Here is an 18,823-nt window from a genome sequence, read left to right as displayed (position 1 = left end):
GAAAGTCGGTCAAAGCTTGGGCACATCGATTGCAAGCATTGTCTTTTTGCGCAGCGGCAAAGCATAGCCGGCAAGCAGTGCGCCGAGGCCGATAATCGTCGATACGGCGAAGATGATTATCGATGCATGCCGTAAGGCATCTGGCGTCGTTGCGAGCGGATAGCCGACAGCATTTGCAGCCAGCCCCGCTATGGCGGCCCCAATCGCATAGCCGGCAGATTGCAGGGTTGGCAGCAAGGCAGAAGCGCGATCACGCTCGCCGCTCTTGGCAGCTTCCATCACCGTTTGGCTGAGGAAGCCCCAGCTTATGCCAAAGCCCGTGCCGATCAATATTTGCCCGAGCATGACCACCAGAGGTTCGTCCAGCGAGAAACCAAAGACGATGATCGCAAGACCGCTGACGAGCAGCGTTGGTCCAAGGCGGATCATCCAGGCACGGCGGCGCGGATCCTGAATATTTGCGACAAGAATGGCAAAAAGGCTCCATGCAATTGCAAAAGTTGCGCTGAAAGCACCAGCTTTGGTTGGACCATAACCCCAAAGGTTTTGCAGGGTCATAACCAGATAGACCGAGGTGGAAGCTTGCGCGACCGGCATAAGCAGCACAATCCAAAGGCCAATGCCAACTGTGGAATTGAGCGAAAAGGCATCTGACGGAAAGAGTGGTGTGTCGCTGCGACGATCAATTAGGATGACCGAGGCAAGGACTATGGCTGCACCGGCCACGAAAAGCACTTCCATGGGCACGCTCTGCATGATGCTGGCTAACGCAACGAGCATGATACCGGCACCGATGGCAGATAGCCGAAAAAATGGTACGCTTAATCGCTGTATCTCGCCGGAAAAGCGCGGAACGATGCGGAATGTCAATGCGATGAAGATCAGCCCCAAGGGAACATTGATGAGGAAGGCTGCGCGCCACGAAAGATGCTCGGTCAGCATGCCGGACACCAACGGACCACCGAATGCCGCAATAGCCCAAACGACCGCTTCAGCACCAAACACTTTGGCGACAAGCCGGGACGGAAAGAGTTCCGGGATCAGCGCGTAACAGGTGGCAGCAATAATGCCCTCGCCCACGCCCTGGAGGGCCCGGCCTATCAGGACTTCGGTCATGGATGAGGCAAAGGCCGCAATCAATGTACCAGCCAAAAATACCAGGGCCGAACCGACAAGCGCGGTACGAGAGCCGAAGCGGGCTTTCAGCAAGGCACCGCTGGCGCCGCCGACAATAGAAAACACCAGATAAAGGGTAAATGCCCAGGATATCAGCTCAATACCGCCAATTTCGCCCACGGCAGTGGGAAGCGATGTCGACACCAGAAAACCGTTAAAGGCGAAAAGGGCAACGCCCAGACAAAGTGTCGTTGTGGCTGCCGAATAGTCGGCGGTTAGCAGTTCCGACCAGCGGGCATCGCTGGGTTGAGCATGGTCACTCATGGCATTTCCTCAATTTAATTAGTTTTATGTTTTTATATTCCGCTTTATAAAACAAGCAATAGCTTTTTTAATTTTTATGCCTATATTGGCACCATGCAGGATCGCACGACAAATCGCATGCTATATTCCTTGAAAGTGACCGGGGCTCAAACGGCTGCGGCATTAGCGGAACGTCTGGATATTACCGCGGTGGCTGTTCGCCAGATGCTGGGGCGACTGCATGAAGCCGGCCTTGTCGATTATGAAGACAGCCGTGAGAGCGTGGGAAGACCCAAGAGGTTTTGGCATTTGACTGAGGCAGGAAACGCCCAGTTTCCGGATAACCATGCCGGGTTAACCAGAGATCTCATCGCTTCAATCTCTGCGGTATTCGGGGAGTCCGGACTGGATCAACTGATTTCTCATCGCGAACAGGCGACGCTTAATCAATATCAGCTTGCACTTGAACCAATTGAAACCCTTGAAGCCAAGGTGGAACAGCTTGCAGCCATTCGCTCAGCGGAAGGATATATGGCCACCAGCACCCGCAACGCAGAAGGCAAACTCGTCCTTGTCGAGAATCATTGCCCTATTTGTGTTGCTGCAAAGGCCTGTCAAAAACTCTGCCGCTCCGAGCTTGAAGTGTTTCAAGCAGCACTTGGGCCTGATGTTGAAGTTACACGTTTCGAGCACATCCTCAAAGGTGCGCGGCGTTGTGCTTATACAATTGCAGCAAGGCCAAAACAAAGCGATCAGCTTGCGATGAAGCTGTAGACCATCGGACTGATGAAACGATCCCCTACCCGCCAATAATCGCGAAGGGGTCCGCCTTCGAGTGCAAAGTCCAGTCTCGTCGCCAATCGGATTGAAGGTGCATTATCTGGATGGATAATCGCCGCAATGCGCCGCGTTTTCAGCTCATCAATGCAGTGGGTCATGATTTTTCGGACAGCCTCCGTCATCAGGCCTTGGCCGTGATATTCGGCCCGAAGAATATAGCCAATCTCAAGCTTGCGGCTGTAGGCTTCGCGATGGTGATAATTGACCATTCCGATACATTCATCTGTCTTGATATCGGCCACGGCCCAAGCAATGGCTGTTTCCGGCTGGGCTCCCTTCGCAAGAGCCCTTACCCAACCCCGTGTTTCCTGGATATTCCTACAAGGCGCGAAATCCCAATATTGCACCAACTCCTGATTGCCGAGGCAAGCATGGAGACCCTTATCGTCCTTCGGCTCAAACTGACGCAAGCGCAGTCTTTGCGTGACCATAACAGGAAATTTTGTGGCCTGACTGGCCATCATCTGCCCCATTTCGACTGCGGCGGAACCGAAACTGGCGTTGCCTTGCGGCGGCGACGCAAAAATAAAAGCCCGACTATGCTGATTACGATCAAGGCAATGCCAGCGGGCATGATACGCCAATCGACAATTGAAGCGTTTTTTCGCAAAACCAGATCGACATGAGCCACTTCCAACCCATCAAAATCGCCTGGCCCTATCGTGAAGAGATAATCTCCGTCTTGGGCAGGGTTGATATCGCCAATCTCATCGCGATAGATCTGCTGCCCTTGTGGCGAACCTTTATTGGTGGCTTTTGAGCCGGTATAGTTCAATGTTTCAACAAGAACGTCTTTGCCATTATGGGTCACAACTGCGGTTAAGGCGGTGCGGCTTACCGTCGGGATAAAATTGCGAAGTGTTTGCATATCGACAAAGGCGCGCACGGGCGCATCTTCAGCTTTCAAGGCAACCGTGACAGGCTTGTATGGGCCGGGCCGGTCATAAACACGCCAGGTTCCGATCTCCTCTCCAGAGAAATTCAAGGCTGCCCAAGGCCCGCCAATGCCGAAAACAACACCTAGAACAAGCAGAAACAGGAAAACGAAACGCATCGGCGCCTCCCCTCAAAAGCAATTCCAATTTACGCAATTCCGGACGGATAACCGGTGTCCACTTTTCCTGAAATTGCCTGTCTTTGTTTTACGCAATTCCGGACGGAAAACCGGTGTCCACTTTTCCTGAAATTGCTTTAAGCCTTCTTTTCCCAGCGCCCCTCGGCATTCTGCTGCCAATAGGTCAACGCATGGCCCTGATCTTTCAATAATTTCCATTGGGCCCGAGCCTGCTCAAGCTGCTGCTGGTCATGGCCATCAAACATCAAAATAAGGCGCTCATAGTTTTCGGCATCACTTGGAAGGGCCCCGTCAACGAGAAACCGGACCGTTGCCGCATTGGGATTGGCATCCGTTGTCGTCAGGATAACCGGCTGTTCTTCAGGATTGGCCTCCTGATCCGTGCCATGGGCAAGAAATGACGAATCCGACCAGGTCCACAAATGATTATCCAGGCTGTCGCGCCGTTCCTGCGAGCCAGTCTGGATGATAACTCTCCACTTCCGGTCAAGCGAACGCTCAACGAGCCCGGGCAACGCATTTTCCAGGGTCGATTCAGTCAAGTGGTAGAAGAGAATTTCAGTCATTTCATTCCGTATGTCAGAATTTCATGCAGTCCGGTCGTGTCTCGACCATACTGGCGGATACACGCATCGAATCCCACCATTCCCGCAAGCGTGGCCTCTCGTCAATCAGCGCGGCCCCTGGTTCCACTGTATCGGCAGCGGCAAGCGTGCTCATCATATAGAATGTGGCAAGTGTTGGCGTTGTGAAGCCGCAGGCAGGCGACTTGTCAAGAATTCCCTCGATAACACCCAGCACTTGTCGGGATTGGGTAATTGCCTCGTCCGTCGGTGCCAGTCCATCACGCCAATAGATCGGAACATAAAGCCCCCAGACCAATGGCCGGTAGGCATATGCATCAACAATTCGCATGAGCTGCCGCATGCGTGCTGCATCCTTTACAGATGACGGTATCAATGCAGGCTCGTCAAAAACTGCGTCGATATAATGCACAATGGCATCGGTCTCATAAAGACCGAAACCATCTATTTCTATCGCCGGGATTTTTCCGAATGGATGCAGCTGGTCATAGTGAGCCGGGAGCTTTCCTCCCTCGAAAGGGTCAGCCTCCACCATTGAAAATTTGGCTCCCTTAGTGAGGAGGACAAGTCTGACAATGCGTACATATACGCTCTCAAGCGTTCCATAGAGGTTGATCTCCACGGTCAACCCTCAAAATTATCCTGAACAAATCTGTCCAGAAGCCGCACGCCGAATCCTGAAGCCCAGGACTGGCTGTATTCATTGGTGGGAGCGCCTATCGCCGTGGCAGCGATATCCAGATGCGCCCAAGGCGTATCGCCGACAAAGCGCTGCAGGAATTGTGCAGCTATGATCGCGCCGCCATAGCGCCCGCCAATATTTTTCATGTCGGCATTCTTGGTATCGAGAAGCTTGTCATATTCCGGCCCAAGAGGCATGCGCCAGAGTTTTTCTCCCGTAGCCTGTCCGGCCTCCAAAAGTTGCCCCGCAAGCTCGTCATTATTGGAGAATAGACCCGCATGATGAAGACCGAGCGCTATCATGATCGCGCCGGTTAGCGTGGCCAGATTTATCATGAGCTTTGGCTTGAAACGATCATTGCAGTAGTAAAGCGCATCCGCCAGAACAAGACGTCCCTCGGCATCGGTATTGAGCACTTCTATGGTTTGCCCCGACATAGAGGTCACGATATCGCCCGGACGTTGTGCATCGCCGTTGATCATGTTTTCCACGATGCCGATCACGCCGACGACATTTACTTTTGCCTTGCGCGTGGCCAAAGCATGCATCAGACCGGTGACAGCAGCAGCGCCGCCCATATCGCCCTTCATCTCCTCCATGCCACCCGCGGTTTTGATGGAGAGACCGCCGCTATCAAAGGTGACCCCCTTGCCGATAAATGCGATCGGCTGGTCCTTGCCCTTGCTTCCGTTCCAATGCATCACGGCCAGACGCGCCGGGCGGGTAGAACCCTGTGCAACACCGAGAAGCGAGCCCATGCCCAGCTTTTTCATATCTTTTTCGGACAATATTTCGACCTTCACGTCGAGCTTCTTCAGCTCCTCAATGCGTTCAGCAAATTCGATGGGTCCAAGCATATTGGCAGGTTCATTCACCAGATCACGCGCCAGCACAACGCCTTCTGCGACCGCTTCGGCTTGAGCAAAAGCTTTTTTTGCCGCTTGAGGATCTGCCACGTGAATGGTTATGCGGGCTGAGCGATAATCCTTTTCGCCGTCCCTGTTCTTTTTTGTTTTGTATTTGTTGAAACTATAGGAGCGCAGCAATATGCCGAGTGCAAAATCAGCGGCGCTTGTGGCCGAAATTTGCGTATCCGGAAGCGCCAGAACAATCGATATGTCTTTCACACCGGCCACTTTCGCAAGAGCGGCACCGCCCATTTTCAGCCAATCATCGGCCTTAAGTTTGTCTGGATCACCCGTTCCTATCAGCACCAGCCGATCAAGTTGAGTATCCGCAGGAGCGATTGTGGAAATACCCGAAGCCAGTTTACCTTTAAAATCCGAAACATTGATGATACGCGACAGCGCATCGGCACCGATAACAGATTCGGCCTCTGCAGAGATCTTACCTTCAGCATTGGCCAGCAAAATGGCAGTCTTGCCTTCGATTGGCGCGTGCTTCGCAAAACTGATGGATGGGCGTTTGGACATGATATCTCCAGATTGAACAAAACGTGATTTTCTTATTTATCAAACGTGATGAAATAAGGGACTCAACGAAGTATGTGGACTAACACCTTGTTAACCAGCTTTCTTCGCCTATTTTTAGCCAAGCCTGACTAGATTGAACTAAAATCGATATATAGAACACGTAACGGGTTCGTCCCAAAATTCCATGGGCTTCATGGGATAAACTGAACAGCCGGTCTTTCCGGTCCGGTGGTTAAACAAGGTGGCGGAACTCTTCTTGCGAAACATGACATGCGCCTGATTGAGATATATATCTTGCGACGGATCGTCGTCATGTTTTTTGCTGTGCTGCTTTCGGCAGTCGGCGTGACGTGGATTGTCCAGGTGCTGGGGCGCATCAACTTCCTGACGACCAGTGGGCAAAGCTTTTTCTACGTTCTCAAATTCAGTTCCAATCTGCTTCCATCCGCCTTCCCGCTTGTTATGCCATTTGCGCTGGTGATTGCTGTTACGCAGACGCTTTCGACAATGAACCAGGATTCAGAGCTTGTCGTTATCAATGCCGCGGGCGCGCCGCGCTCGGCGGTGATCCGCCCCGTTCTGCTTTTTGCCGCCTTCGTCTCAATATCGTCATTCGTGATTGCAAATTTCATCGCGCCCTACTCCACACTTAATATGCGCCAGATGATTGCCGACGCGAATGCTGACGTCGTTAATCTTGTGGTGCAGCAAGGCGCTTTTCAGGAACTGGCGGACAATCTTTACATTCAGATCGAAGCACGCGATTCCAACGGCTCCATCAAGGGACTATTTGTTTCCGATTCCCGCGATCCAACGACAGACCTCATTTATTACGCCAAGGAAGGACTGGTCGTTGAAACGGGCAACCAGAATCTGCTGGTCATGAAAGACGGTGAAATCGATCGCCGCGATGTCCAGACCGGGAATGTTTCCATCATCAAGTTCAATACATATGCGCTTGATCTTGCAGCATTTTTGGCGGCAGATGAGAAAGAGCCGACCATTTTTGCGAAAGACCGCCCTCTGGATGAACTGTTGAATCCTGATCCGAACGACAAGCAGTATAAGAGCAACCCACTGCGCTACACGTCTGAACTATACAAGCGATTCACTGAGTGGAGTTATGCCTTTGTGTTTGCGTTGATTGCGCTGGCGGCGGCTGCCGATTCACGCTCCCATCGCGAGGCCCGGATTTCGGCCTCGTTTACCGCCATTACGCTCAGCCTCATCGTATTCTGGATGGCCTATTCGACGGGGCAAAACACCAATAAAAATGCAGACCTGCTGCCACTGCTGGTCGCGATACCACTGTTTGCGGGTCTGGCTGCAACCTATGCTTTGGTCACAAACCGGCAAATCGGTTTGCCTGATAGTTGGACGAAGTGGCTGAAATCAAACCTGGCGGCGCGGCAGGAAGCTTTTGCCGGCGTAGGCACGAAGCTGTTCAGTCGCAAACGCGGAGGCAACCGCAAATGATAGGTTGGACTCTGGGTCGCTATTTCTTTTTGCGCTACGTGACAATCACGGCATATTTTTTGCTGGGCAGTTTCGCGCTGGCACTCATTCTCGATTTTACGGAGCTGTCGGGCAAATTATCAGCATTACCCGACTATTCGCCGCTCGCCGCATTCGGCATATCGGCGATGCGCATCCCTTTCATCATGCAGCAGGTCTTTCCGTTCATCGCCCTGTTTTCGGCAATGGCAACGTTGATTTCCCTGAATCGCAAGTACGAACTTGTTGTCGCTCGTTCAGTTGGGGTTTCAGCGTGGCAGTTCCTGTTGCCAGCCTGCGCAGGTGCCCTGCTTTTTGGTCTTATTGCCATATTACTGGTCAATCCCCTCGCCGCTCACGGCTATGAGCGAAGCGAGCAAATCACCTCTGCCTGGCGTTCCGGCAAAGCCAATGATGTTGGCACGAACCGCGTTCCGTGGCTCCGCCAAAAGACTGAAGATGGTGAAACCATCATCGGAGCCAAATCTATCGTCAATCGTGGTTTACGATTGGTTGACGCGACTTTCATTCGGCTGGACAAGAATCAGGACATTCGGGAACGGCTTGATGCGCGAACCGCTGACTTGAAAGATGGCTATTGGGAACTGAACAATGTGACCAAGTTTGTGCTTGGCGAAACCCCGGTTCCGTTGGATTCAATACGTATTCCGACGCATCTTCGCCCTGAATTCGTTGAAGAAAGCCTCGCCAAGCCTGAAACAATTCCTTTTTTTGAGCTGCGTAACAAAATTGCCGCAGCCCGTTCTTTTGGTTATTCAGCCAACAGTTTTGACATGCATTTCCAGTCTTTGCTGGCTTTACCGGCTTTGTTGATGGCGATGACTTTGATCGCCGCGACAGTTTCGTTGAAATTTGTTCGCTTTGGACAATCCGGAACGATGATTCTGGGTGGCGTCCTGGCGGGCTTCGTGCTTTATGTCGTCACTGTTGTGGTCAAGGCATTTGGCAATGCGGGATTCGTCCCGCCTTTCATAGCCGCATGGACACCCGTGTTGATTGCAACATTTTTTGGGGTCTCCTTTCTGTTGCACAAGGAGGATGGTTAGAGTGGGATTGAATGTAACGCGCTCGGTGTTACCGTCGTGGCTCGCACGTTTGTTGTGCGGGACGGCAGTGCTATGCCTAGCAGGCGGGATTTCGCTCCCAGCCTATGCCCAGACAAGTGATGCACTTGTGGGCACTGTCCAGACTAATCCAAATGCACAGCTTCTTCTGGAATCAGACGAGCTTGTCTACGACATCAATGCCAAGACGATTTCCGCCGTTGGTGGTGTGCAGATTGACTATGATGGAAACCGGCTTGTCGCGCGTCAGGTCACGTATGACCAGAATACCGGCCGCCTGAAAGCCATGGGCAAAGTTGAGATTGTCGAAAAAGACGGCAATCGGATTTATGCCGAGAATCTCGATGTCACCGACGATTTCCGCGAAGGCTTTGTCAATGCCCTGCGCGTTGAGTCCGCTGACAATACGCGGTTCGCAGCCGAAAGCGCCGAGCGTATTGGCGGCGAAATTACAACCTTTAACAACGGTATATATACTGCCTGCGAGCCTTGCCGTACAAAGCCGGACAAAGCTCCGCTCTGGCAGGTCCGTGCGCAAAAGATCATTTGGAACGGCAAGAAGAAGACAATTCGTTTCGAGCGTGGCCGCTTTGAAATGTTCGGCATGCCATTGGCCTTCCTGCCAGCCTTCGAAATTGCAGATCCGACGGTCAAGCGCAAAAGTGGCTTTCTCATTCCAAGCTACAAGCATGAAACCAACCTCGGATCAGGCGTTTCCGTGCCGTATTTCTGGGCCCTTGCACCCAATTATGACCTGACGCTTACCGGTACTTATTACAGCAAGCAGGGTTTCCTCGGTGAAGCTGAATGGCGCCACCGCGTGACCAATGGCGAATATTCGATCAAGGTTGCCGGCATCAGCCAGCGTGAGCCGGAAGCCTTCAACCCCGGTGAAGAGGTTGACCGCGACAACGAAGGCCGGGGCATGATCGCTACCAAGGGTGCTTTGCAGATTAATCCGCGATGGACTGTTGGCTGGAATGTCATGGCCCAATCGGACAAGGCGTTCGCCTATCGATATGGCATTGATCAATACGACAATTACGATATCACCAATGAAGTCTACCTGACGGGCATCAATGATCGAAATTTCTTCGATCTTCGATTCTATAATTTCCTCGTTCAGGAATCGATTGATAATGATAATCCCGGTGCTCAGGAAACAAAGCAGCCTTGGGTAATGCCAAGTTTGGATTACGCCTTCACGCCCACACAGTCGGTTGCAGGCGGCGAACTGAATTTCGATGTTAATTTGCAAGCGCTTCATCGCGACAGGCTAAGTGGTACCGGATTCAGCGACCTTACACGTGAAGGCTATATTTCCGGCATCAAAGGCAATGATGGGCGTCTGACCGCTGAAGCGGAATGGAAACGTACATTCATCGCGCCTAACGGCCTGGTTATTACACCCCTCCTCGCTTTGCGCGGCGATGGAATGTATGTGGACTCCGACACGGCCGCTGTGGTGCGTTCTGAAGCCTTCCGCGGCATGGCAACAGCGGGTCTTGAGGCCAGATGGCCTATCCTGTTCTCAACGACCAGCTCGACGCATGTGCTTGAGCCGACTGCTCAGCTATTCGTTCGTAATAATGAGCCCTATGCGGGCGAGATGCCGAACGAAGACGCACAGAGCTTTGTTTTCGACGCATCCAGCCTGTTCGAGCGTGACAAATTCTCCGGTTATGACCGGGTTGAAGGTGGCACGCGCGTCAATCTCGGCGTTCGCTACTCCGGTACGTTCAGCAATGGCCTGTCGCTCAATGGTATTGCTGGCCAGTCATTCCATATCGCCGGAAAAAATTCGTTCAATACGAATGATTTCGTGAATGTTGGCGCAGAGTCTGGCCTTGAAGATGACCGTTCAGACTATGTTGCGATGATCGGTGCCAATTATGGCCGGTTCAACGTGACAACTGGCGGGCGCTTCGACAAGGACACATTTGAGGTTCGCCGCGCCGAAGTTGCCAGCACAGCGGATGGCAAGTATGGCTCAGCCTTTGTCAAATATGCATTCATTGACAAGCAGGAGACTTACGGGTTTCCGACAGACCGCCACGAGGTGACGGTAGGCGGCTCTGCCAAGGTAACACCGAACTGGCGTGTTCTCGGCTCAGGGACCTATGATCTCGTATCCGAGACGTTGGTGAAGCGCACCGCAGCGCTGGCCTATGATGATGAATGCTTCACATACAGCATGTATTATCAGCAAGAGCAGCCTGTGACCGTTAATGGCGCAGAGGGCGACAAGACAACGAAATTCGGGTTCAATATCTCGTTCAGAACGCTCTGGGGCGTTGGTGAGCCAGTTGATATTGGCGGCATCTAACCATCACGTTTGACGACCGCTCTTGCGGTCAGTCACGCTTTTGCCTTAGTAAAGCGACAGTAATTACGCTACTACACCAAAGCACTAAGGCTACAGCCCGCTTATTACATGCGGACAATGATTGGATAATTAGGAATGATGGCGAGGAACCATATTATTGCAGCGGCTTTGTTTGCCGTAATCGGCTCGAGTCTCACGGTGGGAACAATTCTACCTGCAGCCGCAAGCGAAATCAAAGTTGTTGTCAATGGTGCTCCCATCACCGATTACGATATTTCACGGCGCGCCGCCTTCCTGAAGTTGCAGCGTAAAAAGGGCGATGCCAAAGAGGAATTGACCGAAGAAGCATTGAAGCGCCAGGAGTTGCGGCGGCTCAACCTTCTTGTTGGCGATGGCGAAGTCAACGATGCTTTCACCCGCTTCGCAACCAATAACAAGATGACATTGGCTCAACTTAATAGCGTCCTGGACAAGGCTGGCGTTACCGCCCAGCACTTTAAGGAATATATCCGCATTCAGATGAGCTGGGGCCGCGCATTGGCGACCCGCAATCGTTCGCAGGGCGGCGCTAAGTTTACCGAGCAGGATGCAGTTCAACGCATGCTCAAAGATGGCGGCAAGAAACCTGTTTCTACTGAATATCAGCTTCAACAGGTGATTTTCGTTGTACCGGCAAACAAGCGCGACAGACTTGCAAAGCGTCGCGGCGAAGCCAATGCAATGCGCGCTAAGTTCAACGGCTGCGATGGCACGCGCGATATTGCAAAAGGTACGCTTGACGTTACCGTGCGTGACCTTGGCAAGTTTATCGAGCAGGAACTTCCCCCTGAATGGGCAGCTCAGGTAAAATCGACATCAGTTGGCCACGCCACCGCTACGCTTGATACCGATAAGGGCGTTGAATATCTGGGTGTCTGTGCAACACGCCAGGTCTCCGATGACCGCGTAGCCCGTATGGTATTCGCGCAAGAACAAAATAGCGGCAAAGGCGATGCGACAGCAGAGGCCGTTGATAAGAAATACCTTGATGAACTGCGCGCCAAAGCCAAAATCACCAACGAATAGCAATACTCGCCTCCGGCACGATGCCGCGTCGAATAAACAAGACTTGCTCTACCTCATAGAAGACGGGGCGTGCCCATGACTGCCATCGCTGTAAGCTGCGGCGACCCTTCGGGCATCGGTCCTGAAATTGCCATTGCCTGTTGGTTGAAGCGTAAGCAATTGGGTCTGCCGCCGTTTTTTCTGCTCGCCGACCCGGCGCTGATTAAAGCGCGCGCAAAGCTTACAGGGCAGAATTGCACGATTGCTGTTTCAACGCCGGCGAAGGCCGAAGGCCTATTCGCTGATGCGCTCCCCGTCGTGCCGCTTGAAAACGCACAAATTGACCAGCCGGGAACACCGCTAGCTGAGAATGCCCCGGGAACGATGGAGGCTATCGAGCGCGCAGTTGCATTAAGCCTGTCAGACGAAGCGCGCGCTGTCGTTACCTGCCCCATTGCAAAGAAACCGCTTTACGATGCTGGATTTCGTTTTCCGGGCCACACAGAATTTCTTGCACATCTTGCCGCTCAACATCTCGGACATGACGTCACGCCCGTCATGATGCTTGCCGGGCCACTGCTTAGAGCGGTTCCCGTGACCATACATATAGGCATTGCTCAGGTTCCGGTTGTTCTGGATATCCCAACCATCGTTGCAATATGCCGTATCACCGCCGCAGCGCTTAAAAACCAGTTTGGTATCGCCGAACCTCGGCTTGCAATAGCCGGGCTTAACCCGCATGCGGGCGAAGGCGGCAGCATGGGTACCGAAGATGAAATCATCGTCGGGCCCGCTATCCAGATTCTTCGTGCCGAAGGTATTGACGCACGCGGGCCCCTGCCAGCCGATACGATGTTCCATCCGGCAGCCAGAGCAACATATGATGTTGCGATATGCATGTATCACGATCAGGCACTGATACCGGCAAAGACGCTTGGATTTGACGACAGCGTCAATGTTACGCTTGGTTTGCCCTTCATACGCACCTCGCCCGACCACGGCACTGCATTTAATATTGCGGGGACCGGACAGGCCAAGCCCGACAGCCTGATCGCGGCAATCCGCCTTGCCGATGAACTCGCATCGAACAAAGAAGAAAAGAATATCGCATGAGCATCGACGACCTTCCCCCCTTACGCGAAGTCATCGAACGTCATGAACTGATGGCGAGAAAATCACTCGGCCAAAACTTTCTGTTCGATCTGAACCTGACCGCAAAGATCGCCCGTCAAGCCGGGGATCTTGAAGGGCAGACTGTTATTGAAGTTGGCCCCGGCCCCGGTGGTTTGACGCGCGCGCTTTTGGCACAAGGCGCCAATGTCATCGCCATCGAACGCGATGAGCGCTGTCTGGCTGCTCTTCAGGAAATTGCCGACCATTACCCGGGCCGTCTTCGCGTCATCCCGGGCGATGCAATGGAAACCGACTTTGCGGCTCTGGCAGGCGACAGCAAGATAAAGATCGTCGCAAACCTGCCCTATAATGTTGGAACACCCCTGCTGGTCGGCTGGCTATTGGCAGAGCCCTGGCCGCCATTCTACTCTTCGCTGACCCTGATGTTTCAGCGCGAAGTGGCCGAACGCATCGTCGCACGACCGGGATCGGACTCCTATGGGCGACTTGGTGTGCTTGCAGGGTGGCGTACAGAGGCGAGAATAACCTTTGACGTGCCGCCGCAGGCCTTCACCCCGCCGCCAAAGGTTACCTCATCAGTGGTGCATCTGGTGCCACGGGAGGCACCATTGTCCTGTGATGCTACGGTTTTAGGCAAGGTTACGCAGGCTGCCTTCGGTCAGCGCCGCAAAATGCTACGGCAAAGCGTCAAATCGCTGGGTGGCGAGGCTCTGCTGGCAAAGGCGGGAATTGATCCCACCCGGCGCGCCGAAACATTGTCTATCGATGAGTTTGTGGCGCTTGCAAATTCGCTCTAGTCCAGCTTTTCTTCCAGTAGTCCGTTGACGAAATCAAACAGGCCGGGCGAGCGATCACGGCGCAGACGCTCCGCGGTGACGATAGACTGGACCTGATTATAGGCACGGTCGAGGTCCTTATTGACGATAACGTAGTCATAAGAACGCCAACGCTCGATCTCATTGCGCGCATTTCGCAAGCGCATCTCGATCACTTCTTCCGTATCTTCGGCGCGGCGATGCAGACGTTGCTTCAGATCGGCCATGGAAGGCGGTAAAATGAAAATGCTCACAACATCCCCCTTCATCTTTTCCTGAAGTTGAAGAGCACCCTGCCAGTCAATATCGAACAGCATGTCCTGACCATCGGCGAGCGCATTTTCGGCAGCCTCGCGAGGCGTGCCGTAAAAATTGCCGTGAACCTCTGCCCATTCGATCAACTCGTCGCTGTCACGCAATCGTTCGAACTCACGCACCGAAATAAAGTGGTAATGGACACCCTCGATCTCACTTGGGCGGCGTGTTCGTGTTGTAACGCTGACTGACAGCGCCAATTCGAGCTTTTCTTTATCGTTCAGCAGCAGGCGGGCGATCGTCGATTTACCGGCACCGGAGGGCGATGAAAGCACCAGCATGAGGCCGCGTCTTTTGATAGCGTTGAGCATATCTACTCCAAATTCTGTATCTGCTCGCGCAATTGATCTACAACGGCCTTAAGGTCAAGACCTATGGTTGTAATTGATGCGGCGTTTGCCTTTGAGCAAAGTGTATTTGCTTCCCGGTTAAATTCCTGTGTCAGAAAATCCAGCTTTCGCCCAGCGCCGTTTCCATCCGCCAAAAGAAGCCGCGCTGATGTCACGTGCATTTCAAGACGATCAAGCTCTTCCTGAATGTCCGCCTTTGTTGCCAGGAACGCCGCTTCCATATGCAACCTTGCCTCATCGAGCGCTGGTGCGGCATCAAGCAGAAGGGCGACCTGTGCGGAAAGCCTGCCCTTTATCGCTTCAAGCGACCGGCTTGGATCGCGCTTTGCCCGTTCAACCAGCGCTTCAACGGCAGACACTTGCCGCGACAATATCTCGCCGAGCGCGCTTCCCTCTGCCCGGCGATCCTGCTCAAGCCTTACAAGCGTCTCTTCGAGAACCGCTAGCGCTAAATCATCCAGCTTTGACTGATCTTCCGGTGTGACTATATCCTGCGGCACTTCAAGCACGCCGCGCAGCGCCATCAACCCTTCCGGCGTTGAGGGCGCGAGATTGAATTCTTCACGCAACCGCCCGGCAATTGATGCCAATTCCTCAAGCAATGGCCGGTTAACCACAGTCCTGGCAGAAGCGCCTTCCGTTTTGTCGACAGTCAATGCGGCCTGAAAATTGCCGCGCTTGAAATGCTGTCCGAAAAGAGCCCGGGCTTTTTGATCAATCGCTTCAAAGCCTTGCGGCAGACGAAAGCGTACATCGAGCCCTTTGCCATTGACCGATTTGATTTCCCACGAAATCTGCACTCCGGGAAAGGTCCGGAGGTGACGGGCAAAACCCGTCATACTCTGCAATGACATATGCTTCCCCCTTGGCCCGGCATTCTTTCCGGTTAATTTGCGACGCCGCCCTCAACCGGCACGGCATTCTCGTCCCCCGTCGCGGCTTTTGCGGCTTCATCAAGCCTGTTCTTTTCGACTTCGCGCCACCGCTTTACGTTCTCATTATGCTCTTCCAGCGTCGCGGCAAAGACATGGCCTCCAGTGCCATCGGCAACGAAATATAGATCTTTCGTCTGCGAAGGATGGGCAACAGCCTCAAGAGCGTCACGACCCGGATTGGCAATAGGACCAGGCGGGAGACCATTAATTGTGTATGTATTATATGGCGTGGGCTTTTCGATATCCGATTTCAGGATCGCGCGGTCCGCAGGGCGGCCCTTTCCTCCAAAGAGACCATAGAGGATCGTCGGATCAGATTGCAGGCGCATGCGCTTGTTCAGCCGGTTGATGAATACGGAGGCAACACGCGGGCGCTCGTCAGCTTTGCCCGTCTCTTTCTCGACAATAGAAGCGAGCGTGACAAACTCTTCAATGGTTTTTAGCGGCACGCTTGGATCGCGGCGCTCCCAAATATCTTCAACCAGCTTCTTTTGGTCCGCCTGCATTTTCTTCACGAGTTCTTCGCGGGTCGTGCCACGGGAAAACCGCATCGTATTAGCAAAAAGCGAGCCTTCCTTTGGCATAATAGCTGGTAGATTGCCGGTCAGAACGTCATCCTCGCTGATACGCTGGAATATCTGCTCGACAGTCAGACCTTCCGGTATGGTGAGAGAGTGCAGAACAGATTTTCCGCTGCGCAGCAGGTCCATGATCTCGCGCATGGATGCGTGCGCCTTGATCTCGTATTCGCCGGCCTTCATGCTGCCCTGATGGCCATAGGCCTGTACGCCATATTTGAATATGCGTGCGTCAGAGATAATCCCACGGCGCTCAAGTCCGTCGGCTATTTCAATAATACCGGAGCCACTCTTGACCACATAATTGGTGGTCACATCATTTGGGCCGGGTTCGTTAAACTCGACCTTGCCAAAATAAACAACAGCAGCCGCGGCGAGCACAACCAGCACAACCAATGACAGCATGAAGTTTGCAAAAACGACGATCTGGCTTCTGGCGCGGCGTGAGCGGCGTTTCGGCGCTGGTGGAGGCGTGCCTGGTTCTGGACGCAAAGCTTCAGATGCCGACTGCGGGACAATAGGCTTACGCTCCGGCGTACCGGAACTATTTGTCTCTCCAGACTGCTGATCTGAACTCACGCAAGCACCTCGGGACGAATTAGCGGTTATTTTGCCGTTCACCCAGTGGATGAAGGAACGGCAACTTTGCAGATGGCGCATAGTACAGCTCAAATCAAAGCTGATTCAGCCACTATGCGGTAAAATCGACTGTAATATGGCGAAAGCGCCGAGCGCCCTCGCCATAAGTCCGATCACTGTTGATAACGCCGCAGAACAAGCGAAGCATTGGTTCCGCCAAATCCGAAAGAATTAGACAAGGCGATATCGATCTTCCGTTCGCGCGCTTTATGCGGAACCAAATCGATTTTGGTTTCAACAGATGGATTCTCAAGATTAAGCGTCGGTGGCGCGATGTTGTCGCGAATCGCCAATACGCAGAAGATTGCTTCCGTGGAACCTGCAGCACCGAGAAGATGCCCAATCGACGATTTCGTTGACGACATCGAAATTTTTGACGCAGAATCGCCGACAACCCGCTCCACCGCACCAAGCTCAATGGTATCAGCCATGGTCGAAGTGCCATGCGAATTGATGTAATCGATATCCGACGGGGTAATGCCCGCACGCTTGAGCGCCATTTCCATTGAGCGCTGTGCACCCTCACCGCTCTCGGAAGGCGCGGTGATATGGTAGGCGTCGCCCGACAGGCCATAGCCTATGACTTCGGCATAAATCTTGGCGCCGCGAGCCAATGCGTGATCCAGCTCTTCAAGAACAACGATACCGGCGCCCTCACCCATGACAAAGCCATCGCGGTCTCTGTCATACGGGCGGGAAGCAGCTGTAGGATCGTCATTTCTTTCCGTGGAAAGCGCCTTGCAGGCCGCAAAACCGGCAAGCGAAATACGGCTGACTGGAGATTCCGTTCCACCAGCGACCATCAGATCTGCATCGCCAAAAGCAATCAAACGGGCCGCATCGCCAATGGCATGCGCACCGGTAGAGCAAGCGGTGACGACCGAATGGTTTGGGCCACGCAGCTTGTGTTTGATGGAAACTTGACCGGAAGCGAGATTGATCAATCGTCCGGGAATAAAGAAGGGCGAAATGCGGCGCGGGCCTTTGTCACGCAGGGTGTAACCTGCTTCGACAATCCCTTCGAGACCACCGATACCTGAACCGATGAGCACACCAGTGCGAATCTGGTCTTCATCGCTTTCAGGTGCCCATTTGGCATCAGCAAGCGCCTGATCGGCAGCTGCCATTGCGTAAATAATAAATGGATCAACCTTGCGCTGTTCCTTCGGCTCCATCCAATCGTCAGGATTGAAAGTGCCATCGGACCCGTCGCCCACCGGAATACGGCATGCGATCTTGCAGGGCAGATCTTCAACATCAAATTCTGTAACGCGCCGGGCACCGCTCTGGCCGGCCAAAAGCCTTGACCAAGTGAGCTCAACACCCGATGCGAGAGGAGAAACCAGCCCAAGGCCGGTTATGACAACGCGCCTCATGGCCGATCCTTAATTATCATATGCGACATGGTTGTATCCCTCGAACGCATGAATGAGAAAGGCGTTACGCCACTTCATTCACTCATGCGCCGCCAGGCATAACAAAAATTAGGCTTGTGCTTTGTCGATGAATTTGACGGCATCGCCGACAGTCAAAATCGTTTCAGCAGCATCATCCGGAATTTCAACGCCGAATTCTTCTTCAAAAGCCATCACGAGCTCGACAGTATCAAGGCTGTCTGCGCCCAGATCGTCGATGAAGCTCGCACCATCGGTGACTTTCTCGGCATCAACGCCCAGATGTTCAATAACGATTTTCTTGACGCGTTCTGCAGTATCACTCATGTGGAAACCTCAACCTGTTTGTTTTTCCCTATGCCTTGGTTAGCGGCACGGATGACTCTAATCAAGCAATAAGATGATGGTTCAGTGCTGTTTAACAGCTAAAACACCAACCCCTGCGGCTTATTCCTTGCGGAATTTCTTGGGCATCTAATCGATTTGGCAAATCCATTTGATGTCACAACTGGTGCGCGACTTATCACGCTTTATTCACGGCCTCAATCTCATAAATGTGATTGTTTCCTATACTTCACTCGATCGCAGGATGCGTGAGTGATTAATCAGATCATCGCCATGCCACCGTTTACATGGATCGTCTGGCCAGTGACGTAGGCAGCCTCACTGCTGGCAAGATAA

General features: G+C 53.1%; 18 protein-coding genes. 7 read left to right on the top strand and 11 right to left on the bottom strand.

From position 1 onward, the window contains the following. Positions 1-9: 9 nt before the first annotated feature. The gene (locus tag V9K95_RS19310; protein WP_115051779.1) at positions 10-1,440 is read right to left on the bottom strand and encodes an MFS transporter; all 1,431 of its coding nucleotides are present in this window, start codon (positions 1,438-1,440) and stop codon (positions 10-12) included. 117 nt (positions 1,441-1,557) lie between these two features. Here V9K95_RS19310 and V9K95_RS19305 point away from each other — a divergent pair, with 117 nt between their 5' ends. Then, positions 1,558-2,193, top strand: coding sequence for a helix-turn-helix transcriptional regulator (locus V9K95_RS19305; protein WP_336441911.1), 636 nt, complete (start codon positions 1,558-1,560; stop codon positions 2,191-2,193). Here V9K95_RS19305 and V9K95_RS19300 read toward each other — a convergent pair. From V9K95_RS19300 to V9K95_RS19280, 5 genes are all read right to left on the bottom strand, one after another. Beyond that, complete coding sequence (locus V9K95_RS19300; RefSeq protein ID WP_336441912.1) at positions 2,172-2,720, bottom strand: GNAT family N-acetyltransferase; 549 nt, start codon at positions 2,718-2,720, stop codon at positions 2,172-2,174. The two genes, V9K95_RS19305 and V9K95_RS19300, sit on opposite strands and share 22 nt — an antisense overlap. After that, positions 2,720-3,313: a hypothetical protein gene (locus tag V9K95_RS19295; protein ID WP_336441913.1), complete on the bottom strand. Its 594-nt coding sequence runs from the start codon at positions 3,311-3,313 to the stop codon at positions 2,720-2,722. The genes V9K95_RS19300 and V9K95_RS19295 overlap by 1 nt, the downstream gene beginning before the upstream one ends. A gap of 137 nt (positions 3,314-3,450) precedes the next feature. Continuing rightward, entirely contained in the window at positions 3,451-3,900 is a 450-nt protein-coding gene (locus tag V9K95_RS19290) for a DNA polymerase III subunit chi (RefSeq protein WP_336441914.1), read from the bottom strand. Between the two features lie 13 nt (positions 3,901-3,913). Continuing rightward, entirely contained in the window at positions 3,914-4,540 is a 627-nt protein-coding gene (locus tag V9K95_RS19285) for a glutathione S-transferase family protein (protein ID WP_336441927.1), read from the bottom strand. Between the two features lie 2 nt (positions 4,541-4,542). After that, the gene (locus V9K95_RS19280) at positions 4,543-6,033 is read right to left on the bottom strand and encodes a leucyl aminopeptidase (RefSeq protein WP_336441915.1); all 1,491 of its coding nucleotides are present in this window, start codon (positions 6,031-6,033) and stop codon (positions 4,543-4,545) included. 270 nt (positions 6,034-6,303) lie between these two features. Here V9K95_RS19280 and lptF point away from each other — a divergent pair, with 270 nt between their 5' ends. The 6 genes from lptF (at position 6,304) to rsmA (ending at position 13,913) form a co-directional block, all read left to right on the top strand. Further along, complete coding sequence (lptF, locus tag V9K95_RS19275; protein WP_115051786.1) at positions 6,304-7,509, top strand: LPS export ABC transporter permease LptF; 1,206 nt, start codon at positions 6,304-6,306, stop codon at positions 7,507-7,509. Further along, positions 7,506-8,594: an LPS export ABC transporter permease LptG gene (lptG, locus tag V9K95_RS19270; protein WP_115051787.1), complete on the top strand. Its 1,089-nt coding sequence runs from the start codon at positions 7,506-7,508 to the stop codon at positions 8,592-8,594. Before lptF ends, lptG begins: the two co-directional genes overlap by 4 nt. 1 nt (position 8,595) lies before the next feature. After that, positions 8,596-10,938: an LPS-assembly protein LptD gene (locus V9K95_RS19265; protein WP_336441916.1), complete on the top strand. Its 2,343-nt coding sequence runs from the start codon at positions 8,596-8,598 to the stop codon at positions 10,936-10,938. A 135-nt stretch (positions 10,939-11,073) separates the two neighbouring features. After that, a complete protein-coding gene (locus V9K95_RS19260) occupies positions 11,074-12,003 on the top strand; it encodes a peptidylprolyl isomerase (protein ID WP_336441917.1) in 930 nt (309 codons plus the stop codon). 75 nt (positions 12,004-12,078) lie between these two features. Beyond that, positions 12,079-13,095 (top strand): 4-hydroxythreonine-4-phosphate dehydrogenase PdxA, encoded by a 1,017-nt coding sequence (pdxA, locus tag V9K95_RS19255; RefSeq protein WP_336441918.1) that lies wholly within the window; start codon positions 12,079-12,081, stop codon positions 13,093-13,095. After that, positions 13,092-13,913, top strand: coding sequence for a 16S rRNA (adenine(1518)-N(6)/adenine(1519)-N(6))-dimethyltransferase RsmA (gene rsmA / locus V9K95_RS19250; RefSeq protein WP_115051791.1), 822 nt, complete (start codon positions 13,092-13,094; stop codon positions 13,911-13,913). Before pdxA ends, rsmA begins: the two co-directional genes overlap by 4 nt. On the opposite strand, the gene gmk is transcribed toward rsmA, so the two are convergent. The 5 genes from gmk to V9K95_RS19225 form a co-directional block, all read right to left on the bottom strand. After that, the gene (gmk, locus tag V9K95_RS19245; RefSeq protein WP_307286473.1) at positions 13,910-14,527 is read right to left on the bottom strand and encodes a guanylate kinase; all 618 of its coding nucleotides are present in this window, start codon (positions 14,525-14,527) and stop codon (positions 13,910-13,912) included. The two genes, rsmA and gmk, sit on opposite strands and share 4 nt — an antisense overlap. A 32-nt stretch (positions 14,528-14,559) precedes the next feature. Next, positions 14,560-15,450: a YicC/YloC family endoribonuclease gene (locus tag V9K95_RS19240; protein WP_336441919.1), complete on the bottom strand. Its 891-nt coding sequence runs from the start codon at positions 15,448-15,450 to the stop codon at positions 14,560-14,562. Positions 15,451-15,482: 32 nt separating this feature from the next. Continuing rightward, the gene (gene mltG, locus V9K95_RS19235) at positions 15,483-16,718 is read right to left on the bottom strand and encodes an endolytic transglycosylase MltG (RefSeq protein ID WP_442958593.1); all 1,236 of its coding nucleotides are present in this window, start codon (positions 16,716-16,718) and stop codon (positions 15,483-15,485) included. Between the two features lie 143 nt (positions 16,719-16,861). Then, a complete protein-coding gene (gene fabF / locus V9K95_RS19230) occupies positions 16,862-18,124 on the bottom strand; it encodes a beta-ketoacyl-ACP synthase II (RefSeq protein ID WP_336441921.1) in 1,263 nt (420 codons plus the stop codon). Positions 18,125-18,232: 108 nt separating this feature from the next. Beyond that, on the bottom strand, positions 18,233-18,469 hold the full coding sequence (locus tag V9K95_RS19225; RefSeq protein ID WP_008128530.1) for an acyl carrier protein: 237 nt from the start codon (positions 18,467-18,469) through the stop codon (positions 18,233-18,235). Positions 18,470-18,823 lie beyond the last annotated feature (354 nt).

The organism is Phyllobacterium sp. CCNWLW183 (genome assembly GCF_037203775.1).
Taxonomy (GTDB): Bacteria; Pseudomonadota; Alphaproteobacteria; order Rhizobiales; family Rhizobiaceae; genus Phyllobacterium; species Phyllobacterium ifriqiyense.
Note: the sequence above shows the minus strand (reverse complement) of the source record. Positions and strands in the feature narration are given on the sequence as shown.